This window comes from Streptomyces vinaceus, from assembly GCF_008704935.1.
Taxonomy (GTDB): domain Bacteria; phylum Actinomycetota; class Actinomycetes; order Streptomycetales; family Streptomycetaceae; genus Streptomyces; species Streptomyces vinaceus.
Genome location: NZ_CP023692.1, coordinates 226,307 through 248,429 on the forward strand (window position 1 = coordinate 226,307; position 22,123 = coordinate 248,429).

Annotated in this window: 20 protein-coding genes and 1 tRNA gene; 12 read left to right on the forward strand and 9 right to left on the reverse strand. The window is 72.6% G+C overall.

Features of this window, described 5'->3' with window-relative positions; translation table 11 throughout:
• Window positions 1-129 precede the first annotated feature (129 nt).
• From CP980_RS01065 to CP980_RS01075, 3 genes are all read left to right on the forward strand, one after another.
• Window positions 130-206, forward strand: a tRNA-Met gene (locus tag CP980_RS01065).
• Between the two features lie 142 nt (window positions 207-348).
• The gene (locus tag CP980_RS01070) at window positions 349-1,455 is read left to right on the forward strand and encodes a C40 family peptidase (protein ID WP_150492307.1); all 1,107 of its coding nucleotides are present in this window, start codon (window positions 349-351) and stop codon (window positions 1,453-1,455) included.
• 724 nt (window positions 1,456-2,179) lie between these two features.
• A complete protein-coding gene (locus tag CP980_RS01075) occupies window positions 2,180-2,497 on the forward strand; it encodes an isoamylase early set domain-containing protein (protein WP_229907281.1) in 318 nt (105 codons plus the stop codon).
• 29 nt (window positions 2,498-2,526) lie between these two features.
• On the opposite strand, the gene CP980_RS01080 is transcribed toward CP980_RS01075, so the two are convergent.
• Entirely contained in the window at window positions 2,527-3,075 is a 549-nt protein-coding gene (locus CP980_RS01080; protein ID WP_150492308.1) for a MarR family winged helix-turn-helix transcriptional regulator, read from the reverse strand.
• Window positions 3,076-3,170: 95 nt separating this feature from the next.
• Between CP980_RS01080 and CP980_RS01085 the strand changes: the two genes are divergently transcribed.
• A complete protein-coding gene (locus tag CP980_RS01085) occupies window positions 3,171-4,481 on the forward strand; it encodes an SgcJ/EcaC family oxidoreductase (protein ID WP_132753125.1) in 1,311 nt (436 codons plus the stop codon).
• Window positions 4,482-4,600: 119 nt separating this feature from the next.
• Here the strand turns inward: CP980_RS01085 and CP980_RS36300 are convergent, their stop codons facing one another.
• Entirely contained in the window at window positions 4,601-6,433 is a 1,833-nt protein-coding gene (locus CP980_RS36300; RefSeq protein WP_189999009.1) for an IPT/TIG domain-containing protein, read from the reverse strand.
• A gap of 415 nt (window positions 6,434-6,848) precedes the next feature.
• On the opposite strand from CP980_RS36300, the gene CP980_RS35480 reads away from it, so the two are divergent.
• Window positions 6,849-7,202: a hypothetical protein gene (locus CP980_RS35480; RefSeq protein WP_189999011.1), complete on the forward strand. Its 354-nt coding sequence runs from the start codon at window positions 6,849-6,851 to the stop codon at window positions 7,200-7,202.
• Between the two features lie 409 nt (window positions 7,203-7,611).
• On the opposite strand, the gene CP980_RS01110 is transcribed toward CP980_RS35480, so the two are convergent.
• The 5 genes from CP980_RS01110 to CP980_RS01130 all read right to left on the reverse strand — a co-directional run bounded on the left by CP980_RS01110 (window position 7,612) and on the right by CP980_RS01130 (window position 12,020).
• The gene (locus CP980_RS01110; protein ID WP_150492309.1) at window positions 7,612-8,172 is read right to left on the reverse strand and encodes a DUF3291 domain-containing protein; all 561 of its coding nucleotides are present in this window, start codon (window positions 8,170-8,172) and stop codon (window positions 7,612-7,614) included.
• A gap of 32 nt (window positions 8,173-8,204) precedes the next feature.
• On the reverse strand, window positions 8,205-8,921 hold the full coding sequence (locus CP980_RS01115; protein ID WP_150492310.1) for a helix-turn-helix transcriptional regulator: 717 nt from the start codon (window positions 8,919-8,921) through the stop codon (window positions 8,205-8,207).
• Between the two features lie 46 nt (window positions 8,922-8,967).
• The gene (locus CP980_RS01120; RefSeq protein ID WP_189999013.1) at window positions 8,968-10,806 is read right to left on the reverse strand and encodes a glycoside hydrolase family 15 protein; all 1,839 of its coding nucleotides are present in this window, start codon (window positions 10,804-10,806) and stop codon (window positions 8,968-8,970) included.
• A gap of 181 nt (window positions 10,807-10,987) precedes the next feature.
• A complete protein-coding gene (locus tag CP980_RS01125; protein ID WP_150492311.1) occupies window positions 10,988-11,425 on the reverse strand; it encodes a VOC family protein in 438 nt (145 codons plus the stop codon).
• A 28-nt stretch (window positions 11,426-11,453) separates the two neighbouring features.
• The gene (locus CP980_RS01130) at window positions 11,454-12,020 is read right to left on the reverse strand and encodes a SixA phosphatase family protein (protein ID WP_132753135.1); all 567 of its coding nucleotides are present in this window, start codon (window positions 12,018-12,020) and stop codon (window positions 11,454-11,456) included.
• 397 nt (window positions 12,021-12,417) lie between these two features.
• Here CP980_RS01130 and CP980_RS01135 point away from each other — a divergent pair, with 397 nt between their 5' ends.
• Window positions 12,418-13,818 carry an alpha/beta hydrolase family protein gene (locus tag CP980_RS01135; protein ID WP_150492312.1) on the forward strand — a complete coding sequence of 467 codons (1,401 nt, stop codon included), beginning with the start codon at window positions 12,418-12,420 and terminating at the stop codon, window positions 13,816-13,818.
• A gap of 67 nt (window positions 13,819-13,885) precedes the next feature.
• Here CP980_RS01135 and CP980_RS01140 read toward each other — a convergent pair whose 3' ends face one another.
• Complete coding sequence (locus CP980_RS01140; RefSeq protein ID WP_132753139.1) at window positions 13,886-14,251, reverse strand: hypothetical protein; 366 nt, start codon at window positions 14,249-14,251, stop codon at window positions 13,886-13,888.
• 36 nt (window positions 14,252-14,287) lie between these two features.
• Window positions 14,288-14,812: a MarR family winged helix-turn-helix transcriptional regulator gene (locus CP980_RS01145; RefSeq protein ID WP_229907283.1), complete on the reverse strand. Its 525-nt coding sequence runs from the start codon at window positions 14,810-14,812 to the stop codon at window positions 14,288-14,290.
• Between the two features lie 166 nt (window positions 14,813-14,978).
• Between CP980_RS01145 and CP980_RS01150 the strand changes: the two genes are divergently transcribed.
• The 6 genes from CP980_RS01150 to zwf all read left to right on the forward strand — a co-directional run bounded on the left by CP980_RS01150 (window position 14,979) and on the right by zwf (window position 22,117).
• Window positions 14,979-16,109, forward strand: coding sequence for an NADH:flavin oxidoreductase (locus CP980_RS01150; RefSeq protein ID WP_132753141.1), 1,131 nt, complete (start codon window positions 14,979-14,981; stop codon window positions 16,107-16,109).
• Window positions 16,110-16,271: 162 nt separating this feature from the next.
• Window positions 16,272-16,427, forward strand: coding sequence for a DUF6131 family protein (locus tag CP980_RS34950; RefSeq protein WP_165937182.1), 156 nt, complete (start codon window positions 16,272-16,274; stop codon window positions 16,425-16,427).
• Between the two features lie 131 nt (window positions 16,428-16,558).
• Window positions 16,559-17,407, forward strand: a complete 849-nt coding sequence (locus CP980_RS01155; protein WP_132754585.1) for a YhjD/YihY/BrkB family envelope integrity protein — start codon at window positions 16,559-16,561, stop codon at window positions 17,405-17,407.
• Window positions 17,408-17,607: 200 nt separating this feature from the next.
• Entirely contained in the window at window positions 17,608-19,389 is a 1,782-nt protein-coding gene (locus CP980_RS01160; RefSeq protein ID WP_373312955.1) for a BCCT family transporter, read from the forward strand.
• A 200-nt stretch (window positions 19,390-19,589) separates the two neighbouring features.
• Window positions 19,590-20,633 carry a phosphogluconate dehydrogenase (NAD(+)-dependent, decarboxylating) gene (gene gnd / locus CP980_RS01165; RefSeq protein ID WP_150492313.1) on the forward strand — a complete coding sequence of 348 codons (1,044 nt, stop codon included), beginning with the start codon at window positions 19,590-19,592 and terminating at the stop codon, window positions 20,631-20,633.
• Between the two features lie 11 nt (window positions 20,634-20,644).
• Window positions 20,645-22,117: a glucose-6-phosphate dehydrogenase gene (gene zwf / locus CP980_RS01170; protein ID WP_150492314.1), complete on the forward strand. Its 1,473-nt coding sequence runs from the start codon at window positions 20,645-20,647 to the stop codon at window positions 22,115-22,117.
• Window positions 22,118-22,123: the final 6 nt, after the last annotated feature.

Consider the following 22,123-nt stretch of genomic DNA (forward strand, 5'->3'; position numbering starts at 1 on the left):
GGAGTTCACAGGACGGCTACGGACGCCCCGGCGCTCCGACGCCGACGCCCTGACGTCCCAACGCCGACGCCCCGACGGGAGCCTCGGTCAGAGGACGGCCCGGCAGTGCCGTATGGTGGGGTTTACCGACGCGGGGTGGAGCAGCTCGGTAGCTCGCTGGGCTCATAACCCAGAGGTCGCAGGTTCAAATCCTGTCCCCGCTACCACATCGGAAGGGCCCGGATCCTCATATGGATCCGGGCCCTTCTGTCGTGCCGGGGCAGCGACCACGCCGGTGGGTAGGGGTCCGCAGGGGTTCGCAAGGGTTCGTAGGGGCGCCGACCTGGACAGGATCGACGCATGTATTCCGTGAAGAAAGTTCTGACGGCCACCGCCGCGGCGCTCCTCGCCCTCGCCACTCCGGCGGTCGCCGTCCCCGCGACGTCCACCGCCGATGCCCACCCCTCCTCGTCCGCCGCGTCACCGCGCCCCTGCAACGGCGCCGCTACCTGCTACGTCGACGTGACGGTCGCTCAGGTCTGGGTGAGTCCCGAACAGGTCCGGCCCGTGGACGCTCCGGCGACCACCAATCCGGCGGACGTCCGCGGCTGGTTGGCCACCATGTCCCTGGACGAGCGGCGTGACGTCGCCGGGGAGACGCAGGCTCTCCACGGCGTACGGGTGACCGTCGACCGGACCGAGTGGCAGGGCGGTCTGCTCTGGGACCACGTATGGGTCCACGACCAGCCCACACCCAGGGACCAGGCGGGCCGGGGCGCCTACCCGGGCTGGATCCCCGACCGGCAGCTGACCTCGGAGCACCGGCGTCCGCCCGGCGGTACGCACGAGGAGCGCGTTGCGCGGCCCACGGCCCGGGGCTTCGCCACCGCCCGGGCCGCGCTCTCCGGCCGCCCGTCCGGGCAGGTGGCCGAGTACTCGTACAACACCTCCTTCCCGGTGAAGGCCGGTCCGGTGCCCGGGGTCGTCTCCGCCTACTCCCCCAGCGGTGGCCGGCTGTTCTTCAGGGCCGATGATCTGGCGAGGGTGCCGGCCGCCCCGAGCGGCGCGGACGTGGTCGCCGCCGCGCGCGCCTTCCTGGGTCTGCCGTACTTGTGGTCGGGAACCTCCGGATTCGGCTACGACTGCTCCGGTCTCACGGGCCAGGTGTACTCCGCTCTCGGCGTGACGATCCCCCGGGACGCACAGCCGCAGTTCGACGCGGGCGGCGGGCAGGTTCCCGCCGGCTCGGCAGCGGGGGTGCGGATCACCGGTACGGAGGACCTCAGGCCCGGCGACATCGTCGCCTTCCGCCCCGCGACCGGAACCGAGGTCACCCACGTCGGCATCTATACGGGGACGAGGAACGGCGAACCGATGATGATCAACTCTCCTCGGACCGGCGACCCGGTCAGGGAGGAGCCCATCGGTTCCACCGGTCGCGTCTACGTGGGTGCCACCCGCTTCCTCACCCGTTGACGCGAGCCCTTGGGCTGCCTGTTCCCACCCGGCGGTCTGGCCCGCACCGCCGCCGCCTTCGCGCGGACGCCGGTGTGTGACTGTCAGCGCCGACGTGCGAAGGGGCCCCGACCAGCCGGGGGGGGAAGGCTGGCCGGGGCCGGCCCTGGCACAGCCGGGGGGGATGGCCGGCCAGGGCGTATGGGGGCGAGGCGAACGCGGCAACGGATCTCGTGCTGCCAGCACGTCCACCGACCCTTGTCACGGTACTCCTCGCAGGCGAGATCACCCTCCCGCCGCACCCGGGCGTTCCGGCAGGATCCCGGCGGGCTGGCTCCGGGCAGGCCGGGCGGCAGCGAATCCGCACAACGCATCCGCGCACACCGCCGGCTCCGACGTACCCGCCAGAGCCGACGGCTACGGGCACGGGTACGGCGCTGCGGCTACGGCCAACGGCCCCGATTACGGCCGAACCGGTGCCCGCGCAGCGCACGTCACCCGACCGGCCGATCCCGGGAAGGCGGCAGCGGCCCGTCCGTGGCACCGTGGCAGGGCGAGGTGAGGTCCACGCACGCGGGGTCCGGCCGGTCGAAGAAGCCACCCCGGCCGGGCCCCGCACCGGACCGACCCCGCTCCCGGCCCGCGACATCACTGTCGCCCGCTCTCACCGGTGAGGGCCGGACAGGTTACCGACGTAAGGGCCACCGGCCGTGTCCCACTGCGGCCTGCCGTCGCCCGCGCGACGATGCCCGAGCCCGCCCCCGACCGCCTATGGCTGGAGAACATCGTGCTGGAACGCAAGACGGCCAAGGGCCGCACCAAGGTCACCTTCGTCCTGCCCGACACCGACCCGGACGGCCCGGTCAGCGTCGTCGGGGACTTCAACCACTGGAACCCCGCGGCCCACCCCCTCCAGTCCCGCGGTGACGGCACCCGCATCGCCGAGGTGTCCCTGCCCGCCCACAGCACGCACTCGTTCCGCTACCTCGCGGCCGGCGACTACTGGTTCAACGACGAACACGCCGACGGACACGACGGCACCAACAGCCGCCTGCACACCTGACCCGACAGGACTCGGCTTCGGCCTGTCGGCTATCGCTCGGCGGGCTTCCCGGCGTGGTCGCCGAGCGTGAGCAGGACGCGGCGCAGCAGGCCGGTCAGCAGGGTGCGTTCGGCCTTGGTGAGCCCGGCGAGCTGGAGTTCCTCGCCGGCGAGGTGGTGCTCGACGAGGCGGTGTGTCAGTTCCCGGCCGGTGTCGGTCAGGGAGATCAGCACTCGGCGGCGATGTGTCGGGTCGACGGCCCGTTCGACGAAGCCCTTCTTCACCAGGTGGTCGATGCGGTTGGTGAGCGCCGCGGAGCTGACCATCGCGGCCGAGCTGAGCTCACCGGCGCTGAGGACGTGCGGCGGGCCGGAGCGCAGCAGTGTGGCGAGGACGTCGAACTCCCAGGGTTCGACGCCGTGGGCGGTCAGGTTCTCCTTGATCCCGGCTTCGAGCAGGCGCGAGGCGCGGGAGAGGCGGCCGATCACGTCCATGGGTGAGGTGTCGAGGTCGGGGCGGACCGCGCGCCATTGTTCGGTGATGCGGTCGACGCCGTCGGTGCCGCCGACCCCGCCGTGCTTCTCTTCCGTCTCCGTCATACCCCCAGCCTAACATTTCGACATGGAACTATTTGACGCACGGGATCACCGGAGCTATAGTTTCGACATCGAAATTTTCGACGTAGGGGGATGCTGTGAAGGTCTTGCTCACCGGTGCCACCGGCTACATCGGTTCCGCCGTCACCGACCACCTCACCGGCGCGGGCCACCAGGTCATCGCCCTCACCCGCGGTACGCAGCCCCGGCCCGGCCGGTCCTGGCACGCCCAGGTGGCCGGCGACACCGCCGATCCGGCCTCGCTGACCGGTGCGGTGACCCCGGACATCGAGGCCGTGATCCATCTGGCCCCGCCGAGCGGCGAGGCCGACGTCGACGCCGCCGTCATCGAGGCACTCGCCGCTCCGCTGCGCGGTACCGGCCGCCCCCTCGTGTACACCAGCGGCATCTGGGTGCTGGGCGCCACCGGCGAGCGCCAGGAGGTCACCGAGGAGGCGCCGACCAACCCGATCGGCATCGTCGGCTACCGTCCGCAGATCGAGCGGCAGGTGCTGGCCGAGGCCGCCAAGGGAGTGCGGGCCGTCGTCATCCGGCCCGGGATCGCGTACGGACGCGGCGGCGGCATCCCCGCTCTCCTCGTCGCGCGGGCCGGCGAGCAGCAGGTGCCCGAGTACTACGGCAAGGAGGACGTGCGCTGGCCGATGGTCCACGTGGACGACCTGGCCGAGCTGTTCGTGGCCGCCGTCGAGCGCGCCGGGGCCGGCACCCTCTGGCACGGCGTCGGCGAATCGGCCGTCCCGGTCCGCGACCTCGCCCGGGCCGCCGGCCGCGCGGCCGGGGTACTCGCCGCCCCGCACGCGATACCGGCGGAGCAGGCGGCGCAGGCCTTCGGCCCGCTCTTCGCGGACGCACTCGCCCTCGACCAGAGCATCAGCGGCGCCACCGCCCGCACCGTCCTCGGCTGGAACCCGGACCGGCAGGGCGCGGTGGCCGAAGTCGCCTCGGGTTCGTACCGGCCCGTCGCGGTGTTCGGAGCCCCCGAAGGTCCGGAGACCGACGCCGAGGTGGCCTCCATCCGCCGCCTGGTCGCCGAGATCGAGCACGCCCAGCAGAACGAGCTGGTCGACCAGTTCCTGAGCCTCTTCCGGCCGCAGGACCCGGTGTGGACCACCGGCCACGGCAAGCGCCTGTCGGGCCTCGAAGAGATAGCGGCCTTCACCGGGCAGGTCCTGCCCGGGGCGACGGCGGATTCCACCGCCGTCTACGACGTCGAGCGCATCCTGTTCCTCCGGCCCGACGTCGCCGTGGTGAACGTCCGCCAGCAGCCGATCGGCCACGACGGCACCCGGATCGCGGACCGCCCCGAAGGCCGCCCCCTCTACATCCTCGTCAAGGAGGACGGCGTCTGGCGCGTCGGCGCGGCCCAGAACACCCTCGCCGTCAGCTGACCCCCCGCCCCCGCATACCCCCACCGACCGGTCCGGGGCACCCCGCCCCGGACCGGCGTGGGCGTGCGGGCCCGCACAGGGGTCGGGCCCGCACAGGCGGTTTTCCGGTGGGCGGTGGGTCAGGGGCAGGTGGCCAGGAGGACGGAGACGACCGTGCAGCTGGCGGTCGCGCTGTCGTTGAGGGGGTTGGGGTCGGCCGGGGCGGACACCGTGCGGGTGGCGGTGACCGAGACGCGGCCCAGCGAGAGCAGGCCCAGCGGTACCCGGAAGGTCTTGGCCGAGGCCGCGCCGGCGGCGATGGTTCCGTAGGCGCAGGTCACCGTGGCGCCCATGGCGGTGCATCCCGGCGCGAGGGAGGTGGCGGAGGAGCCCGGCGGCAACGTCGCGGTGAGGGTGGCCGAAGTGAGGCTGCCAGGGCCGGTGTTGTGGGCCGTCAGGGTGTAGGTGAGGTACGGGACGAGCAGGCTCAGGCCCGGCTGCGCGGACAGGTCCACGTCGATGTCGGCGGGCGGGAGCTGGTAGGTGTAGCGGCCCGCGGGGGACGCGGCGCTGGTTCCGCCGGGCGTGGTGACCTGGACGTCGACGGGGCCCGCGGCGTGCGCGGGTGCGGTGGCGGTGCAGGTGGTGGCGGTGCAGGACAGGGCGCCGGCCGGGTTGCCGGGGCCGAAGGTGAGCGCGGTGGCGCCGGCCAGGCCGGTGCCGAGGACCGTGACGACGGTTCCGCCGTCCGTGGTACCCGAGGTGGGGCTGAGCGAGGTCACCACGGGCACGGGGAGGTAGGTGTAACGGGCGGCCGGGGATGCGGCGCTGGTGCCGCCGGACGTGGTGGCCCGGACGTCGACCGTGCCGGTGCCGGCCGGCGCCGTGGCGGTGCAGGAGGTCGGGGTGCAGGTGACGCCGGTGGCGGGGTTGCCCGGACCGAAGGTGAGGCCGGCGCCGGCCAGGTTGGTGCCGGTGACCGTGACCGGCGTGCCGCCCGCGGCGAGGCCGGTGTCCGGGCTGATGCCGGTGACCGTGGGCGCGTCGGGGAGGAAGGCGAACACGATCCGGCCGTCCCCCGCGTTGGCCCCCTCGGTCAGGGTGAGCGGCGAACCGGGCACGGTGCCGGAGACCAGGCTGGATCCGCCGCCCCCGCCGCCTCCCCCACCGCCGGTGGTTCCGTACCGGCCGCCGGCCCCGCCCCGGCCACCGCCGCCGTACCCGGCGCCTCCGCGCCCACCCGCGCCGGTCGGGTTGAAGACGCCCTGTGCGGCGGCTCCGCCGGGGCCGTTCGGGTAGGCGCCGGGAGAGCCGTTCGCGCCCTCGTTGTCCGTGCCGAGCCCGCCGGTACCCGCCGCGCCGCCGGTGGTGGCGGTGCCCGGGCCGCCGCCCGTACCACCCTGTGCGTCCGGGACCAAGCCGTTGCCGTCGGCTCCCGCGCTGCCGCTGTCACCGCCGGCTCCGCCCCGGTAGGACGGGGAACCGATGCCCGGGCCGCCCGCGCCGCCGCCCGAACCCGCCGTCAGCAGGGGGGCGTTGGTGTCGGTGGTGACCGCGACGAGGGCGCCGCCCGAACCGGAGGCGCCGAACTGCGCGTTCGCCGTCGCGTTGGCGCCGCGTCGGCCGACGGTGACGTCGAACGTCTGCCCGGGGGTGGTGGGGAGCGTCGCCACCAGGTGCGCGCCCTTGCCGCCGGGTGTGCCGTCGTAGGCGTTGCCGCCTCCGGCTCCGTCGAGGGTGACCACGGCGCCTGAGGCGCCCTGGGGCACCGTGACGCTTCCGGAGCCGCCCGCCGTGCAGGTGATCGTGGTGACGCCGTCCGCGATGACCGGTGCGGCGCACACCCCTTCGGCCGCCGCCGGGAGCGCCAGGGCCGTCAGGCCGCCCGCGGCGAGCGCGGACGAAGCCGCGACGGCCAGCAGCCGGTCGCGCCACCGGGATCTCGGTCCGTGGAGTACCGCTTTCGATGCCATCGACGTCTCCCCCTCTTCGTTCCGCCCGGCGGCGGCCGGAGGCGAAGCCTCCCGGGGAACCGCTTCCGGACATTCCGGCACGACGAACCGGAGGCCGCACCCGTGGCGCCGCCGACGTTCGCCGTCATCGCCGAGCCGCTCGTGGGAGCGGGGCCCGGCGACGACGGCGGAAGCATCGCAGCGGGCGGCGCGCGGCGAGGGAGAAATACGAAATCGCCTCCGTGCCGGTGCCGGGAGAGGTACGGGAGGGGCGGCGCGTAGGGGTCGCACAGGCCGTGTACGGGCTCCGGCCGCCGGGGGCGCGCCGTCCGGGACCGGGGGCGAACCTGTGCCTCTGGCCTCCGGTGGCGGGGATCATCGGCCGGTGGGCGGTCGCCGGAGACTCGGACGGCCTGGGACACGTAACCTCGGCCCCATGGAGAGTTTCCTGCCGCTGCTGGTGATCTTCGGGGGCTTGGCTGCCGTCCTCGCCGCTCTCGTATGGCTGGCGCGCCACGTCCGCCGCCGGGGAACGGCCGGCGCGGCGATCGCCGGGGCGCTGGCCTCGTGGGAGGAGGCGTATCGCGTGACCGCCCACGAGTCCCACTGGGAGATCAAGGCGCAGGCGGAACGTCAGGCCCCGTCCCTCTCGCCCGATGGGCACTGGCCACAGAACGGCCATGGCGCGAGGAGCGTGAGCGCGAGGAGCCGACACCTCTCCGCTCCGCGCCCCCGCCGCGCAGGCACGAGCCTGCGCCGCCTGGTCCGCCGATGGCGGCAGCGAAGCTGAGCCCATGCCGCGCCGGGCAGGACTCGGTACGGAATGCGGGGTGCGGGCTGCGGGGCGCGGGGTGCGGCGATAACGCCCCTGCCAAGAGCCCGAGTTCACCCCGCGACGACGGCCGAGCCGGTGCGACGACGGCGGCACTCCGCCGTACGGCACGGGACGCTTGGCCGACGCCGGTCTCCCGGGCCTCGCCACGGCGTGGGAACTGCGCCTCCGACACTGGAGTCGACCGGGCCGAGCGCGCCCCCTTCGCTGCACTTCGCGCTGCGCGTGCTCGGCCATCCCGCCGGCCGGACGCGGCCGGGGGTACCCGGCCATCGCTTCCCCGGCGGCGGTCCGGGCGAACCCGTGCCGGAAGGTCGCTCCCGAAGGATCCCGCGTTCTCCGGCAGGCTGGATGTGCTGCGGGAGGGTCAGGCCATCGGCGATGAACCGGCCCGCGTCGGGTGCGCCCCGTCCGCCGCTTGCGCGGGGAGCGTCGGCAGCGCCTGAAGGTGCAGGCCGGCCTCGGCGGCGGTGTAGGAGGAGGCGAAGGTGAACGCCCGCGGTGAAGGGCCGTGTTCCCGGAGGTCCGCCAGCCGCTCCAGCGCCTCCTCGATGGTCGGGAGGTGACCGGCGGGCACCCACCAGAGGACCAGGTGTGCCTCGACGTGGCGTTCGAACCATTCACGGCGGCGCCGCATGACCTCCAAGTGCCCGCTGCGGTAGGCGAAGTCCCACAGTGCTTCCCGGGTCTCCCACACGGACATGTTGACGATGACGTCCTCGCCGGCCGGACGCAGTTCGGTCGCGTCGGCCGCCCCCTCCTCCACCAGCCGCCACACGAACCCCGGCGTGGCATCGGCGGCGGCGTTGACCGGGTCGAGCAGCTCGACGAACGCCGCCATGCGCGGGTCGTCGAGCGGGTACCTGAGCGTGGCGACGTTGAGCTGGGCGAGGTGAGCGGCGCGCGGAACGTGCTGGGATGCGGTCATGACCGCATCCCAGCACGCCACTTGTTTCTATGTCAATGGATATTGTTTTTAGAAGCCTCGACCACCACGCAGCACTCCCCCGGCCGGGCGTCCATCCGTGCGCGGACCGGACCGTCAGCGCCGAGCAATCCTTCGAGCAGCGCGAGGTTCATGCCGCAGACCAACGGCGGGAAGCGCTCCGCGACCGCGTGGAAGGGGCAGTTGCGCATACGGACGACGGGTGCGGCCGCCCCGCCCTCCCCCTCGGGGCCCTCAGGGCCATCGGCCACCTGGCCGCTCCCCGCTCCTTCCAGATGGGGTTCGTAGCCGCGGGCGGCCAGCACGTCCATGGCGTCGGCGAGGCCGGCGCAGGGCGCGGCCGACCCGCGCAGCACCTCGCCCCGACGCCGCGCCGCGGCACGGAGCCCGACGTCCAGCCCGGCCTCCTCGGCGGCCTCGGCGAGCAGCTCGGCGGCGGTGCGGTAGTCCCGGCCGGGCAGCGACACCGACCGCTCCGCCCGCGCCCGCGTGTACACCTTCGCCGGGCGGCCCGCGCCCGGCCCCGAGCGGCCCGTCAGGCGACGGCTGCCGCTCTCCAGCAACCCGGACTCGGTCAGCCTGTCCAGGTGGTGCGCGGCGAGCGTGCGCGCCACACCCACCGCCTCGGCGGCCTCGTTGCGGCCGACTTCACGGCCTTGCGCCGCCACGTACTCGTACAGACGGCGCCGCACCGGATCCTGCAACGCCGCGATCGCATCGATGTCCCTCACCCGGCCATTCTAGGAACAACACAGATTGGAGATAGAACGAGCGAGCTCAGCCGAGAGCGCGGTCGAGGTTGAAGGCGGCGCTGATCAGGGACAGGTGGGTGAAGGCCTGGGGGAAGTTGCCCAGTTGTTCGCCGGTCGGGCCGATCTCCTCCGCGAAGAGGCCGAGGTGGTTGGCGTAGGTGAGCATCTTCTCGAAGGCGAGCCTGGCCTCCTCCAGCCGCCCCGCGCGGGCCAGCGCCTCCACGTACCAGAAGGAGCAGATCGAGAAGGTGCCCTCGGGGCCGTGCAGGCCGTCCGGGCTGGCCGTGGGGTCGTAGCGGTACACCAGCGAGTCGGAGACGAGGTCCGTGGTGAGCGCGTCCAGGGTGGAGAGCCACTTGGGGTCGGTGGGCGAGACGAACTTGGCCATCGGCATCATCAGCAGCGAGGCGTCCAGCACGTGGCCGTCCAGGCCCTGTACGAACGCCCCGCGCTCGGCCGACCAGCCGCGCGCCATGATCTGCCGGTAGATCGCGTCCCGGGACTCCCGCCAGCGGGTCAGGTCCGCCGGCAGGCCGCGGCGGTTCGCCATGCGGATGGCGCGCTCCAGCGCCACCCAGCACATCAGCCGCGAGTAGACGAAGTTCCGCCGGCCGCCCCTGGTCTCCCAGACGCCCTCGTCGGGCTGGTCCCAGTGCTCGCAGAGCCAGTCCACCACGGCGCCGACCTCGTCCCAGCGGTCGCTGCTGATGGGCTGGCCCCACTTGTCGTAGAGGTAGACCGAGTCGATCAGCGCGCCGTAGATGTCCAGCTGGAGCTGGCCGGTGGCGGCGTTGCCCACCCGTACCGGTGCGGAGCCGAGGTGGCCCTCCAGGTGCGCGAGCTCGTACTCGGGCAGGTCGGTGCGCCCGTCGATGCCGTACATGATCTGCAAGGGACCGCTCTCCCCCGTGCCCCGCATGATCCCGCGCTCGGAGAGGAACGCCATGAACGCCTCGGCCTCCGAGGTGAACCCCAGGCGCAGCATCGCGTAGACGCAGAAGGCGGCGTCGCGGACCCAGACGTAGCGGTAGTCCCAGTTGCGCTCGCCGCCGATCTGCTCGGGCAGGCTGGTGGTGGGCGCGGCGACGATCGCACCGGTCGGGGCGTACGTGAGCAGCTTCAGCAGCAGCGCCGAGCGGTTCACCATCTCCCGCCACCGCCCGTGGTAGCGGGAACCGGCCAGCCATCGCCGCCAGAAGCGGACGGTCGCCTCGGCCTGCTCCTGGGCCTCGGCGCGCGGGCAGGACCGGGGCGGCAGGCCGTCGCCGATCCGGTCGAGGGCGAACACGTGCGACTCGCCCTCCAGGAGTTTGAACCGCGACCATACGTCCAGGCCGCCGGTGTCGGCTTCCAGGGGGACGGTGGCGGTCAACGCGAGCGTCAGGGACGGGGAGCGGAAGACCGCCGTGTGGCCTTCGACGTGCGTGGTGTGCGCTTCGGCGCCGTATCCGAAGCGGGGGGCGATCCGCGCCCTGAACGGGAGGGTTCCGCGGACGCAGACGACCCGCCGGATCAGCCGGTGCCGGTCCGCCTCGCGCGAGTCGTCGACCACGGGCATGAAGTCCTGGATCTCCGCGACACCGTCGGCGGCGAAGAACCGCGTGATCAGCACGTTCGTGTCGGGGAAGTAGAACTGCCGCGTTCGGGTCGGTACGTCGGCGGCCAGCTCCCACGATCCGCCCTTGTCGGCGTCGAGGATGGAGGCGAAGACGCTCGGTGCGTCGAAGCGCGGGCAGCAGTACCAGTCGATCGTGCCGTTGTTCCCCACGAGCGCGACGGTACGGAGGTCACCGATCAGGCCGTGCTCGGAAATCGGCAGATAGCGCGCGCCGTCCATGCCCCCGGACCAGGCCCCGAATTCCATGCCGGCCTCCCTACCGGTCCCCTGCCCTCTCGCCATGAGGAGGTGCGGGGGCCGAAAAGACCTCGGCTTTCATGGTAGAGCGCCCCGGGATTCCGGCGCGGCGACGAGGGGACCCGGGAACCGGGAGACCAGATGCGAACGATTGTTCGCATGAGGGGTGGCTGCACCCGGAGGTCGGCCGTCAGCTCCTCTTCAGCTCCTCGGCGAGCATCACCAGGATGCCGCTGGGGCCGCGGAGGTACGTGAGCTTGTAGACGTCCCCGTAGGTCGCCACACCGCGCAGCGGATGGCATCCGTGCTTCGCGGCCGTCTCAAGGGCTTTGTCGATGTCGTCGACCGAGAAGGCGACGCGGTGCATGCCGATCTCGTTGGGGCGGGTGGGCTGCGACTCGATCGCTTCGGGGTGGATGTACTCGAAGAGCTCCAGGCGACCGTGGCCGTCCGGCGTCTGGAGCATCGCGATCTTGGCGTGATTGCCATCGAGGCCGACCGCGATGTCGGTCCACTCGCCACTGACGGTGTCACGACCGATGACCGTGAGGCCGAGGTCGGTGAAGAAGGAGATCGCCGCTTCGATATCGCGAACGGCGATACCGACGTTCTCAAGTTTGATGGCCATGCGCGGCATGCTACCGAGCCGGGCGGATCTACCCCCGCGGGACGGCCACGTCCGTGAGCAGAGCCGTGCCCCGTCCGAGGTCCGACCACGGGCCCCGCAGGCTCAGTACGGCCACGGCCGACGTCGGGAACTTGGTGCGGACGCGCTCCAGGGCGTCTCCCACGGCCGCCCCCGCGAGCAGCAGCGCAAGCTCCTCCATGCCCGGGTTGTGCCCGACCAGCAGCAAGGTGCCCACCTCGGCGGGGACCTCACGGACGACGTCGAGGAGGTCCTGCGCGTCCGCCGCGTACAGGCGCGGGTCGTGCCTGACCCGCGGCATGCGGTCCAGCTCCGCGGCGGCCAGGTCCCAGGTCTGCCGGGTACGGCGGGCCGGGGAGCACAGTACGAGATCCGGGGCGCCGCAGGTGCGGGCGAGCAGCCGGCCCGCCTCGGGCGCGTCGCGCAGCCCGCGGGGGCCGAGCGGCCGGTCGTGGTCGGGAACCCCGTCCGGCCAGGCGCTCTTGGCGTGCCGCAGGAGCACGAGCCGGTGCGCCGCGCCCGCCGGTCCCGCATTGCGTACGTCCTGATCCTCGGGAACTCGGTCGCGATGCCTCATGCCCCGAGCGTAGGGCCCGGGGCTCGGTACTGCGGGCGGACCGGTTCGCCCTTCACGCACCGGCTTCCAGGATCTTCTGCAACGCGGCGAGTTCGACCGCCATCGCCGTTGGGCACCGGCCGTGGTCGAGGCGTCGACCGGCCGGTCGATCGTGACGGTCAAGGCATCGAAGCCCCGGGAGCAGGGACGGGCGGGCTCTCGGCGCCGGTGGTCGCGATGCGGCCGCGGACCGCGGACCGCGGACCTCGCCCGGGTCGCCCGAACGGCGCAGGGTGGCGGGGCAGGGTGGGGGGCGGCGAACTCCCTGTTCAGGGGTGGGTCACCGCGGTGGCCGGCTCGCTCCGCGCCCGGCCGTCCGGGAGGTCGGCCCGCCGGGCCGGTCCTACGCTCCGGTGCCATGAGCCCCGTACACGGCGATCCGCAGTCCCGGCCCACGCGTCGCGCCCTCCTCGCCGCCGGCGCGGGAGCCGCCCTTCTGGCGGGCTGCGCCCGGGGCGGTGCCCCGGGCGCACCGGCCGCGGCCACGGCCACCGGCAGCTCGACCGCCCCGGCGGCCGGCAACCTCACTCCGGGCGTCATGACGCTGTTCGAGGACCCCGCGTACAACTTCAACGGCCTCCTCGCGCTCGGCGGCTCGGGAGCCGGCTCCGCAGAGGTCGGCGAGGTCCTGACCGCCGTGAACGCGATCAACGGAGCCGGGCTGACCGCGCAGTCGTACGTCAAGACCTTCCGCGGCCTCGGCGACCGGCTCATGGCGGCGCCTCCCGGGGCCCCCGCCGACGGTCAGACCAAGCGGTTCCGGGCCCTGCGCGCGGCCCAGTACTACGGCCAGGCGCTGTTCTTCGTCCTCGGTTCGGACGACCCGGGCAGCGAGGAGCGGCTCTACAAGGCGGGGCGCGCCGCCTGGGACACCTTCTGCGACCTGTGCGAGCCACCCCCGGTGAAGGCGAAGGTGCCCTACGGGACCACGCCGCTGCCGGTGTGGTTCTTCCGGCCCGACACGTCCGCCACCCCGCGCCCGACGGTGATCCTGACCAACGGAAGCGACGGCCAGAACGTCGACATGTGGACGTACGGGGTCCCCGCCGCGCTGGAGCGGGGCTGGAACGCGCTCGTCTACGACGGTCCGGGGCAGGGGCAACTGCTCTTCGTGGACCGGGTGGTGTTCACCCCCACCTGGGAGCGGGTCGTCACGCCCCTCGTCGACTGGCTCACGGCCCGCTCGGACGTGGACTCCGCCAAGATCGCCCTGACGGGTCTGAGCATGGCGGGCGACCTCGCACCGCGGGCCGCGGCGTTCGAGACGCGCATCGCCGCCCTGGTGGCGATGCCGGGCTGCGTGGAGCCGTGGTTGGGCTTCCCGCCCGAGATCCGGAAGATCCTCACCCCGGACAAGCAGCAGACGAACGACATCTGGAACAAGGAGGTCGTCCCCGAACTGCCTCCGGACGCCGCCGACGTGATGAAGAAGCGGTTCGAGCCGTTCTCGATTCCCGCGATGCTCGAAGCGCGCCAGGGCAAGCTGTTCACCGACTTCTACACCCCGGCCAACCGCATCAAGGCGCTGTCCATCACGGACGTCGTGGGCCGCATCAAGGCGCCGACCCTGGTGCTGGATTACGAGGGCGAGCAGTTCTATCCCGGGCAGCCGCGCCGGATGTACGACGCCCTCACCTCGCCCAAGGACTACCTGAAGCTGACGGCGGCCCAAGGGGCACAACTGCACTGCTCCCCCATGGCGCCGCAGCTGCACTGCGAGGTCGTCTTCGACTGGCTCGACAAGACGCTGGGCCCGTAGCGTTCACGGCCTCGCACCGACCGCTCCCACCGGCGCGACCCGACCCGGCGCCGCCGCAGCGACACCTTCAGGCGCCGTCGTCGTACGTGCCCGCTTCCACTTCCAGGGCGAGCTGCTGGAGCACCTCGATCGAGGTGATGTCGGTGCGGCCGCTGTCGTGCGCCATGGCGAGGCTGGTGAAGGCCAGGCTGAAGCCCGCGACCATCGTGTGGAGGGCCGGGCCGAGGGCCTGCGCGACGAGGCGGGCCACCTGCTGCGGGGAGGCGTCGGCGGGGACGCTGATCGAGGGCAGCATCTCGTTCAGCAGCTGGGTGACGACCCCGGCTTCCGTTTCGGGAGCGTCGTCGTCCTCCCCCGCCTCGGCCGCCCGTCGGATCTCCTGGGCTTCGGTGAGGATGCCGATGACTCGCTTGAGGACCTCTGCGCGTTCCATCGTCGGAGCGTAACCGCCGCCCGCCCGGGCGCGGGCTCAGATGCGTGAGTCGGCCGCGGGGGCGGGAGTCGCGGATTCCTGCGGGACCGGCGGGGGGCACACCGCGCGGGCGCCGTCCTCCTCCGTGCGCGGCCAGTAACGCCCTTCGAGGGCCTCGGCGCTGCGGTTGAGCCGGACCAGGACGTCCTCCAGCTCCCGAACCTCCTCGGGGGACCAGCCCGCGACCACCCGGGCCAGGCAGGACCGGTTGACCTCGCGGTCTCCGGCGAGCCGGCGCCCGCCTTCGACGGTGATGCGCAGCTTGCGGGCCATGCCGCCGTCCGGGTCCGCGACGCGCTCGGCCAGTCCGCAGCGCAGCAGCGCGGCCGTCTGGCGGTTGACGGTCGAGGTGTCGAGGCCGAAGGCGTCCGCCAGCTGTCCGATGGACATGGGGCCCTGTGTCTCGATCCGGCTGAGCAGCAAGTACGCCGACCGCTCCAGGCGCTCGGGGTCACGCTCGCGGCGGCCGAGCACCTGGTGCCGCGAGAGCAGCATCAGCTCCCGCTCCAGTTTCTCCAGCATTGCGCCTCCCGCTCCTTCCGGCGCCCCATTATCGCCGACGTGGGGATGGGTGGACCCCTTCCGGGGGTGGCCGACAGGCACCGCAATATGCATGATACATAGCATGTGTACTATGCACTTCTGGTTGTCACCCTGACGAGCCACAGCTCCCATCCGGAGGACCCGCATGACCGCCACCACGTCCACCGCCTCCCGCGCCGCCGAGATCCTGTCCCGGCCCGTCACGCTGAACGGCCTGACCGTCCCCAATCGCATCGCGATGGCTCCGATGACGCGGATGTTCTCCCCGGGCGGCGTGCCCGGCGAGGACGTGCAGGCGTACTACTCCAGCCGGGCCGCCGCGGGTGTGGGCCTGATCGTCACCGAGGGCACCTACGTCGGCCACGATTCCGCCGGGCAGAGTGACCGGGTGCCGCGGTTCCACGGCGAGGAGCAGCTGGCGGGGTGGGCGAAGGTCGCCGCGGCCGTGCACGAGGCGGGCGGCACGATCGTGCCCCAGCTGTGGCACATAGGCATGGTGCGCAAGCAGGGCGAGGCCCCGTACGCCGACGCGCCCGCCGTGGGCCCCTCCGGCATCCGCGTCGACGGCACCGAGGGGACCGGCAGGGCGATGACCCGCGCAGACCTCGACGAGGTCATCGGCGCGTTCGCCGACGCCGCCGCGGAGGCCGAGCGGATCGGCTTCGACGGGGTCGAACTGCACGGCGCCCACGGCTACCTGCTCGACCAGTTCCTGTGGGAGCGGACCAACCGCCGCACGGACGCCTACGGCGGCGACGCGGTGGCCCGTACGAAGTTCGCCGCCGAGATCGTGGCCGCGGTCCGCGAGCGCGTCGCGGCCGACTTCCCGGTGATCTTCCGCTACTCGCAGTGGAAGCAGGAGGCCTACGACGCCCGCCTCGCGCAGGACCCGCAGGAGCTGGAGGCGATCCTGGCACCGCTGGCGGCGGCCGGAGTCGACGCGTTCCACGCCTCCACCCGGCGCTACTGGCTCCCGGAGTTCGAGGGCTCGGACCTGAACCTGGCGGGCTGGACCAAGAAGCTCACCGGTCGTCCGACCATAACCGTCGGCTCGGTCGGCCTCGACGGCGACTTCATCCGCGCCTTCGCCGGCGAGGGTGCGGCGCTCGGCGACATCGACAACCTCCTGGACCGCATGGAGCGCGAGGAGTTCGACATGGTCGCCGTCGGCCGGGCGCTGCTCCAGGACCCGCAGTGGGCGGCGAAGGTCCTCGGCAACCGCTTCGACGAGCTGAAGCCGTACGACCCTGCCGCGCTGAAGTCGCTCAGCCGGTAGTCGGCAGCCGGAAGCTCGGCGTCGTAGCCGGAGCGGGAACCGGAGCGGGAACCGGAGCCGGCCACCCGAAGCAGGATGCTGATATTTGCCCCGAATAGGCGTGAATCGGCTCAGATGGGTATAAGCAGGGGGTCCCCGTTCCGGCAGGACATGGAGGTTCTGATGATTGTCCTCGGCGTCATTCTGCTGATCCTCGGCTTCGTCTTCGGGATATCGATCCTTTGGACGATCGGCCTGATCCTCGTCCTGGTGGGCGTCGTGCTGTGGATACTCGGCGCGGTGGGGCACTCGGTCGGAGGCCGACGGCACTATTGGTGACCGCACCGAGCGGTGCGCGCCCCGGTGACGGTGGCCGCTTGCGGGCCGGGGAGCCGCACCGGACAGGAGCCTGAGCCATGTCCCCCTCGCCCCCGCTCACCGCGGGGAGTGCCGGTGCCGGCCGCTTCCACATGGCGGCCGGCCGGCTGCTGTCGTTCGGGCGGCTGGGCAGCACGCTCCGCCGTGTGCGGGCCGGCCGCCGCTGGGTGCACGTACGGGACCTGGACCTGTGGCAGCGCTCGCTGGGTTTCGCCGCGCTCGGGTTCCTGACGCTCGTACCGCTGCTGATCGTCGTGACCGCCGCCGACGCCCGCGGGGGGCACGGGTTCGCGCAATGGCTCGCAGACGGGCTCGGCGTGTCCCCGGCGGCAGGAGCCGAGATCCAGCGGCTGTTCGCCCTGCCCGGCCAGGCATGGCGGACGACGACCGCGTTCGGCCTCGCGCTGCTCGCCGTATTCGGCCTGTCCTTCGGCACCACGCTGCAGAGCGGATACGAGAGGGTCTGGAACCTGGCTCCGGGCCGGTGGTGGGCGAGCTGGCGTCACGTGCTGTGGCTGGGGGTGCTGGTCGGCGTCCTCTACGTTTCGGCGATCTCGTCGCCGTGGCGCGAGTCCCCGGCCCGCGGCTTCGTCACGGTGGCGATCGGCACCCTTTTCTTCTGGTGGTCGCAGCGGCTGCTGCTCGGCGGCCGGGTCCCGTGGAGCGCGCTGCTTCCCGGGGCGGTCGCCACCATGATCGGACTCCTCGGACTGCGGATCTTCTCACGGCTCGTCTTCTCGCCGCTGATCGCGTCCAATGCCGTCACCTACGGCCCCTTCGGAACCGTTCTCGTCATCCAGAGCTGGCTCGTCGGGATCGGCGTCGTCGTGTTCGGGGGCGCGCTCGTCGGCCGGCTCCTCCACGACGAGCTAGGGCGCCGGACACTCCCGGCGGAGGATCCCAGGCCGAGTCCGAGCGCCCCGGTGGACCCCGGCCGGTGAGGCCGCAGGCCCGCGGGCCGCAGGCCCGCGGGCCGCAGGCCCGCGGGCCGCAGGCCGCCGACAGGCGCGTCGGTTCCTCACGACCGTGGCTGCCCTGTGCGAACGGCGCAGGCCGGGCGAGTCGTACGCGGCCGGGTCCGCGCGCCGTGGTACGGGATAGCAGAAGCCGATTCCGGCCATGATCGCGAAGGGTGCCGCCCGTGTCCCAGGAGCAACACAAGCGCTGGCAGAGGCAACGGCTGCCCGTGAAGGCGGCCCTGCCCGGCCGGCATCCGCAGGAGGACAGACCACCCGTCACCGACCGGGTGGTCTTCGGTGTGACGGCCGTGCTGACCCTGGGTTTCGTGGTCTGGGGCGTCACGGCCACCGGCTCGCTGGAGAGCGTCTCCGACACCCTGCTGAACGGCCTGATGCACAACGGAGGCTGGGCGTTCGTCCTGGCCGCCTCGGGGTTCGTCGTCTTCGCGCTCTGGCTCGCCATCAGCCGGTACGGACGGATCGAGCTGGGCCAGGAGCACGAGAAGCCCGAGTTCAGCACCGTCTCCTGGGTCGCCATGATGTTCAGTGCCGGCATGGGCATCGGTCTGATGTTCTACGGCGTCAGCGAGCCCCTCGCGCACTTCACCACCCCGCCTCCCGGCACCGACCCCGCCGACGCGGCGGACCGCATGCAGACGGCCCTCGCCACCACCTTGTTCCACTGGACGCTGCACCCGTGGGCCATCTACGCGGTGGTCGGCCTGGCCATCGCGTACAGCACCTTCCGCCGCCGCAGGCGGCAGACGATCAGCGCCGTCTTCGTCCCGCTCCTCGGCAAGGAGCGCGCCGAGGGCGCACCCGGCCGGGTCATCGACATCCTGGCGATCTTCGCCACGCTGTTCGGCTCCGCCACCTCCCTGGGACTGGGCGCGCTCCAGATCGGCAGCGGCATGCACGAGGTGGGCTGGCTGGACAAGGCCGGGACGGGGCTGCTCGTCACCATCATCGGCGTGCTGACCGTCTGCTTCGTCTTCTCGGCCGTCTCGGGCGTGGAGAAGGGAATCCAGTGGCTGTCCAACATCAACATGGTGCTGGCCGTCGTCCTCGCGGCCTTCGTGTTCGTCGTCGGCCCCACCATCTTGGTCCTCGACCTGATCCCCACCTCCCTCGCCGCGTACTTCGAGGAGCTGCCGCAGCTGGTCGGCCGTACCGAGGCGTCCACCGGCGGCGGTGACGTCGCCGAATGGCTGAGCAGCTGGACCGTCTTCTACTGGGCCTGGTGGATCTCCTGGACACCGTTCGTCGGCATGTTCATCGCCCGCATCAGCCGGGGGCGTACGATCCGCCAGTTCGTCGGCGGTGTCATCCTGGTGCCCAGCACGGTGAGCCTGGTCTGGTTCGCGATCTTCGGCGGCACGGCCATGCGCCTGAAGGAACAGGGGAGCCTCGGCGGGGCGACCACGCCCGAGGCGCAGCTCTTCGGCGTGCTCCAGGAGTTCCCGATCACCGGCGTGATGAGCCTGCTCGTGATGGTGCTGGTCGGCATCTTCTTCGTCTCCGGCGCCGACGCGGCGTCGATCGTGATGGGCACCCTCTCCCAGAAGGGCAGCTTCGAACCCGCACGGGTCATCGTCGTCTTCTGGGGAGTGGTGACCGGCGGGGTGGCGGCCGTGATGCTGCTCGTCGGCCAGGGCAAGGGCGACGCCCTCGCGGGACTGCAGCACTTGACGATCCTCGTCGCGGCCCCGTTCGTCCTCGTGATGATCGGCATGTGCTGGGCCCTGTTGCGGGACCTCCGCCAGGACCCGCTGATCGTCCGGGGCCAACTCGCCGAGGAGGCGGTCGAGGACGCCGTCATCGCGGGCCACGAGAAGTACGCGGGCGACTTCGAGATCCGCATCGGCCCGGCGCAGGACCAGGTACAGGGGAGGACGGGGGGCGACGGCGAGACGGACGGCCCCGCGAGCGGCGACGCGGGGACGGAACGCGGGCCCCGGGGCTGAGCGCCGCCTGCCGCGATACGGCGGGGCGCCCGCGGCCCGACGCCGGCGACAGGGCCGAGTGGCGCAGTTCCGGGTGCCGGGTCGGTCGCGGGCGGGCACAGTGGGCGCGGAGGGGGGAAGGCGGCGCGGGCGGTGCCGGATGCGCGCCACGGCGCGCGGCGCGGGCTCGTGACCGGGAACGCGAGAACGGGAGCAGGGCGATGGCATCGGACGCACCCATGCAGCTCGGAATGGTCGGACTGGGCCGGATGGGTGCCAACTTGGTGCGCCGGCTCATGCAGGACGGCCACCGCTGCGTCGTCAACGACGTCAGCCCCGACGCCGTACGGGCAGTGGAGGGCGAGGGGGCGACGGCCGCCTTCTCGCTGGAGGAGCTCGTCGAGCGGCTGGAGCGGCCCCGCGCCGTGTGGCTCATGGTGCCGGCGGGCGTGGTCCAGGAGACCCTGGACCGGCTGGTCGGGCTCCTGGAGCCGGGCGACACGGTCATCGACGGCGGCAACTCCTACTACCGGGACGACATCACCCGGGCCCGGGAGCTCGGCGAACACGGCATCCACTACGTCGACTGCGGCACCTCGGGCGGTGTCTGGGGCCTGGAGCGCGGCTACTGCCTCATGATCGGCGGCGAGCAGGACCCCGTGGAGCGGCTCGCCCCCGTCTTCCGGACCATCGCGCCCGGCACCGGCAGCGCCGAACCCACCCCCAGCCGGACCCGAACGGAGGGCACCGCGCCGCACGGCTACCTCCACTGCGGGCCCAGCGGCGCCGGCCACTTCGTGAAGATGGTCCACAACGGCGTGGAGTACGGGATGATGGCCGCCATCGCCGAGGGCCTCGCGATCATCAAGCACGCCGACGCCGGCCTGCGCACGCGTACGGCCGACGCCGAGACCGCGCCCCTCTCCGATCCCGAGGCCTACCGGTACGAGATCGACGTGGCCGAAGTCGCCGAGGTGTGGCGCCGCGGGTCGGTCGTCGGGTCGTGGCTGGTCGACCTCACCGCCGACGCCCTGGCCCGCTCCCCGCAGCTCGACGACTTCTCGGGCCGCGTGTCCGACTCCGGCGAAGGGCGCTGGACCGTGCTGGCGGCCATCGAGGAGAGCGTGCCCGCCCCGGTGATCAGCGCCTCCCTCTACGAGCGCTACGAGTCCAGGGGACTCGGCGAGTTCACCGCGAAGGTGCTGTCCGCCATGCGCAGCGAGTTCGGCGGCCATGCCGAGAAGCGCCCCGGCGCGGACGCGTGAGGAGGCCCGCCGTGGACAGCGATTCCGACACCTCGCAGCAGCGGCCCCGCCCCGCGGACCACGTCGTCGTGCTCTTCGGCGCGACGGGTGACCTGGCCCGGCGCAAACTGCTGCCGGGCCTCTTCCACCTCGCCAAGGCGGGCCTCCTGCCGCAGCGCTACCGCATCGTCGGCTCGGCCCCGGCGGCCGAGGCACTGAGCGACGAGCGGTTCCGCGCCCACGCGCGGGACGCCGTGGCGGAGTTCGGCCGCTCGCGCCCCGAGGGCCCCGCGTGGCAGGAGTTCGAGGCCGCCCTGTCCTTCGGCGCGGCCGACACGGGCGCGACCGAGCCGCTGGAGAGGGCGGTGGGCGAGGCCGAGCGGGCCATCGGCGGCACTCCGCGGCGGCTGTTCCACCTCGCCGTCCCGCCCGTGGCGTTCGCCTCCGTCATCGAACTGCTCGGGGCCACGGGCCTGGCCCGGGACGCCCGTGTCATCGTCGAGAAGCCCTTCGGGACCGACCTCGCGTCCGCCCGCGCGCTCAACGCGACCGTCCACTCCGTCTTCGACGAGTCCCGGGTGTTCCGCATCGACCACTTCCTCGGCAAGGAGGCGGTGGACAACATCCTCGCCCTGCGGTTCGCCAACGGTCTCTTCGAGCCGCTGTGGAACCGCGAGCACATCAGCCACGTACAGATCGACGTGCCCGAACAGATCGACATCCAGGGCCGCGCCCGCTTCTTCGAGGGCACCGGGACCTTCCGCGACATGGTCGTCACGCACCTGTTCCAGCTGCTCGGGTTCGTGGCGATGGAACCGCCGGTCTCCCTCGAAGCGCAATCGCTCCGGGACGAACAGGTCAAGGTCTTCCGCAGCATGCGGCCCCTGGACCCCGCCCAGGTCGTACGTGGCCAGTACTCCGGCTACCGCGCCGAGCCGGGAGTGGATCCGGACTCGGACACCGAGACCTTCGTCGCGCTGCGCGTCGACATCGACACCTGGCGCTGGGCCGGCGTGCCGTTCCACCTGCGGTCGGGCAAGGCGCTGGCCGAGGGCCGGCACGTGGTCACCCTCGGCCTGCGCGAGCCCGTGCTCGGCATGTTCCCCCTGGACGCCCGGGAGGCGGCGGACGGCCGGGCCAACGAACTCGTCATCGACTTCGCCGACCCCGGCTCCATCACCGCCCGCTTCCTCGCCAAGGAGCCCGGCCCCACCATGCAGCTCGCCGAAGCCGACATGGTCTTCACCTACCAGAGCTCCTTCACGACCGAGAACGCCCTGGAGGCGTACGAACACCTCATCCTCCTGGCCATGCTCGGCGACCAGTCCCTCTTCACCCGCTCCGACGGCATCGAACGCCTGTGGGAGGTCTCCGCGCCGCTGCTGGACGCGCCGCCGCCCGTCGTCCCGTACGCCCCCGGCTCCTGGGGCCCCAAGGCCATCGACTCCCTCGCCGCGCCCTACCGGTGGCACCTGCCCGACCGGGGCCTGCCCCGCGGGCGGTGAGGCGAC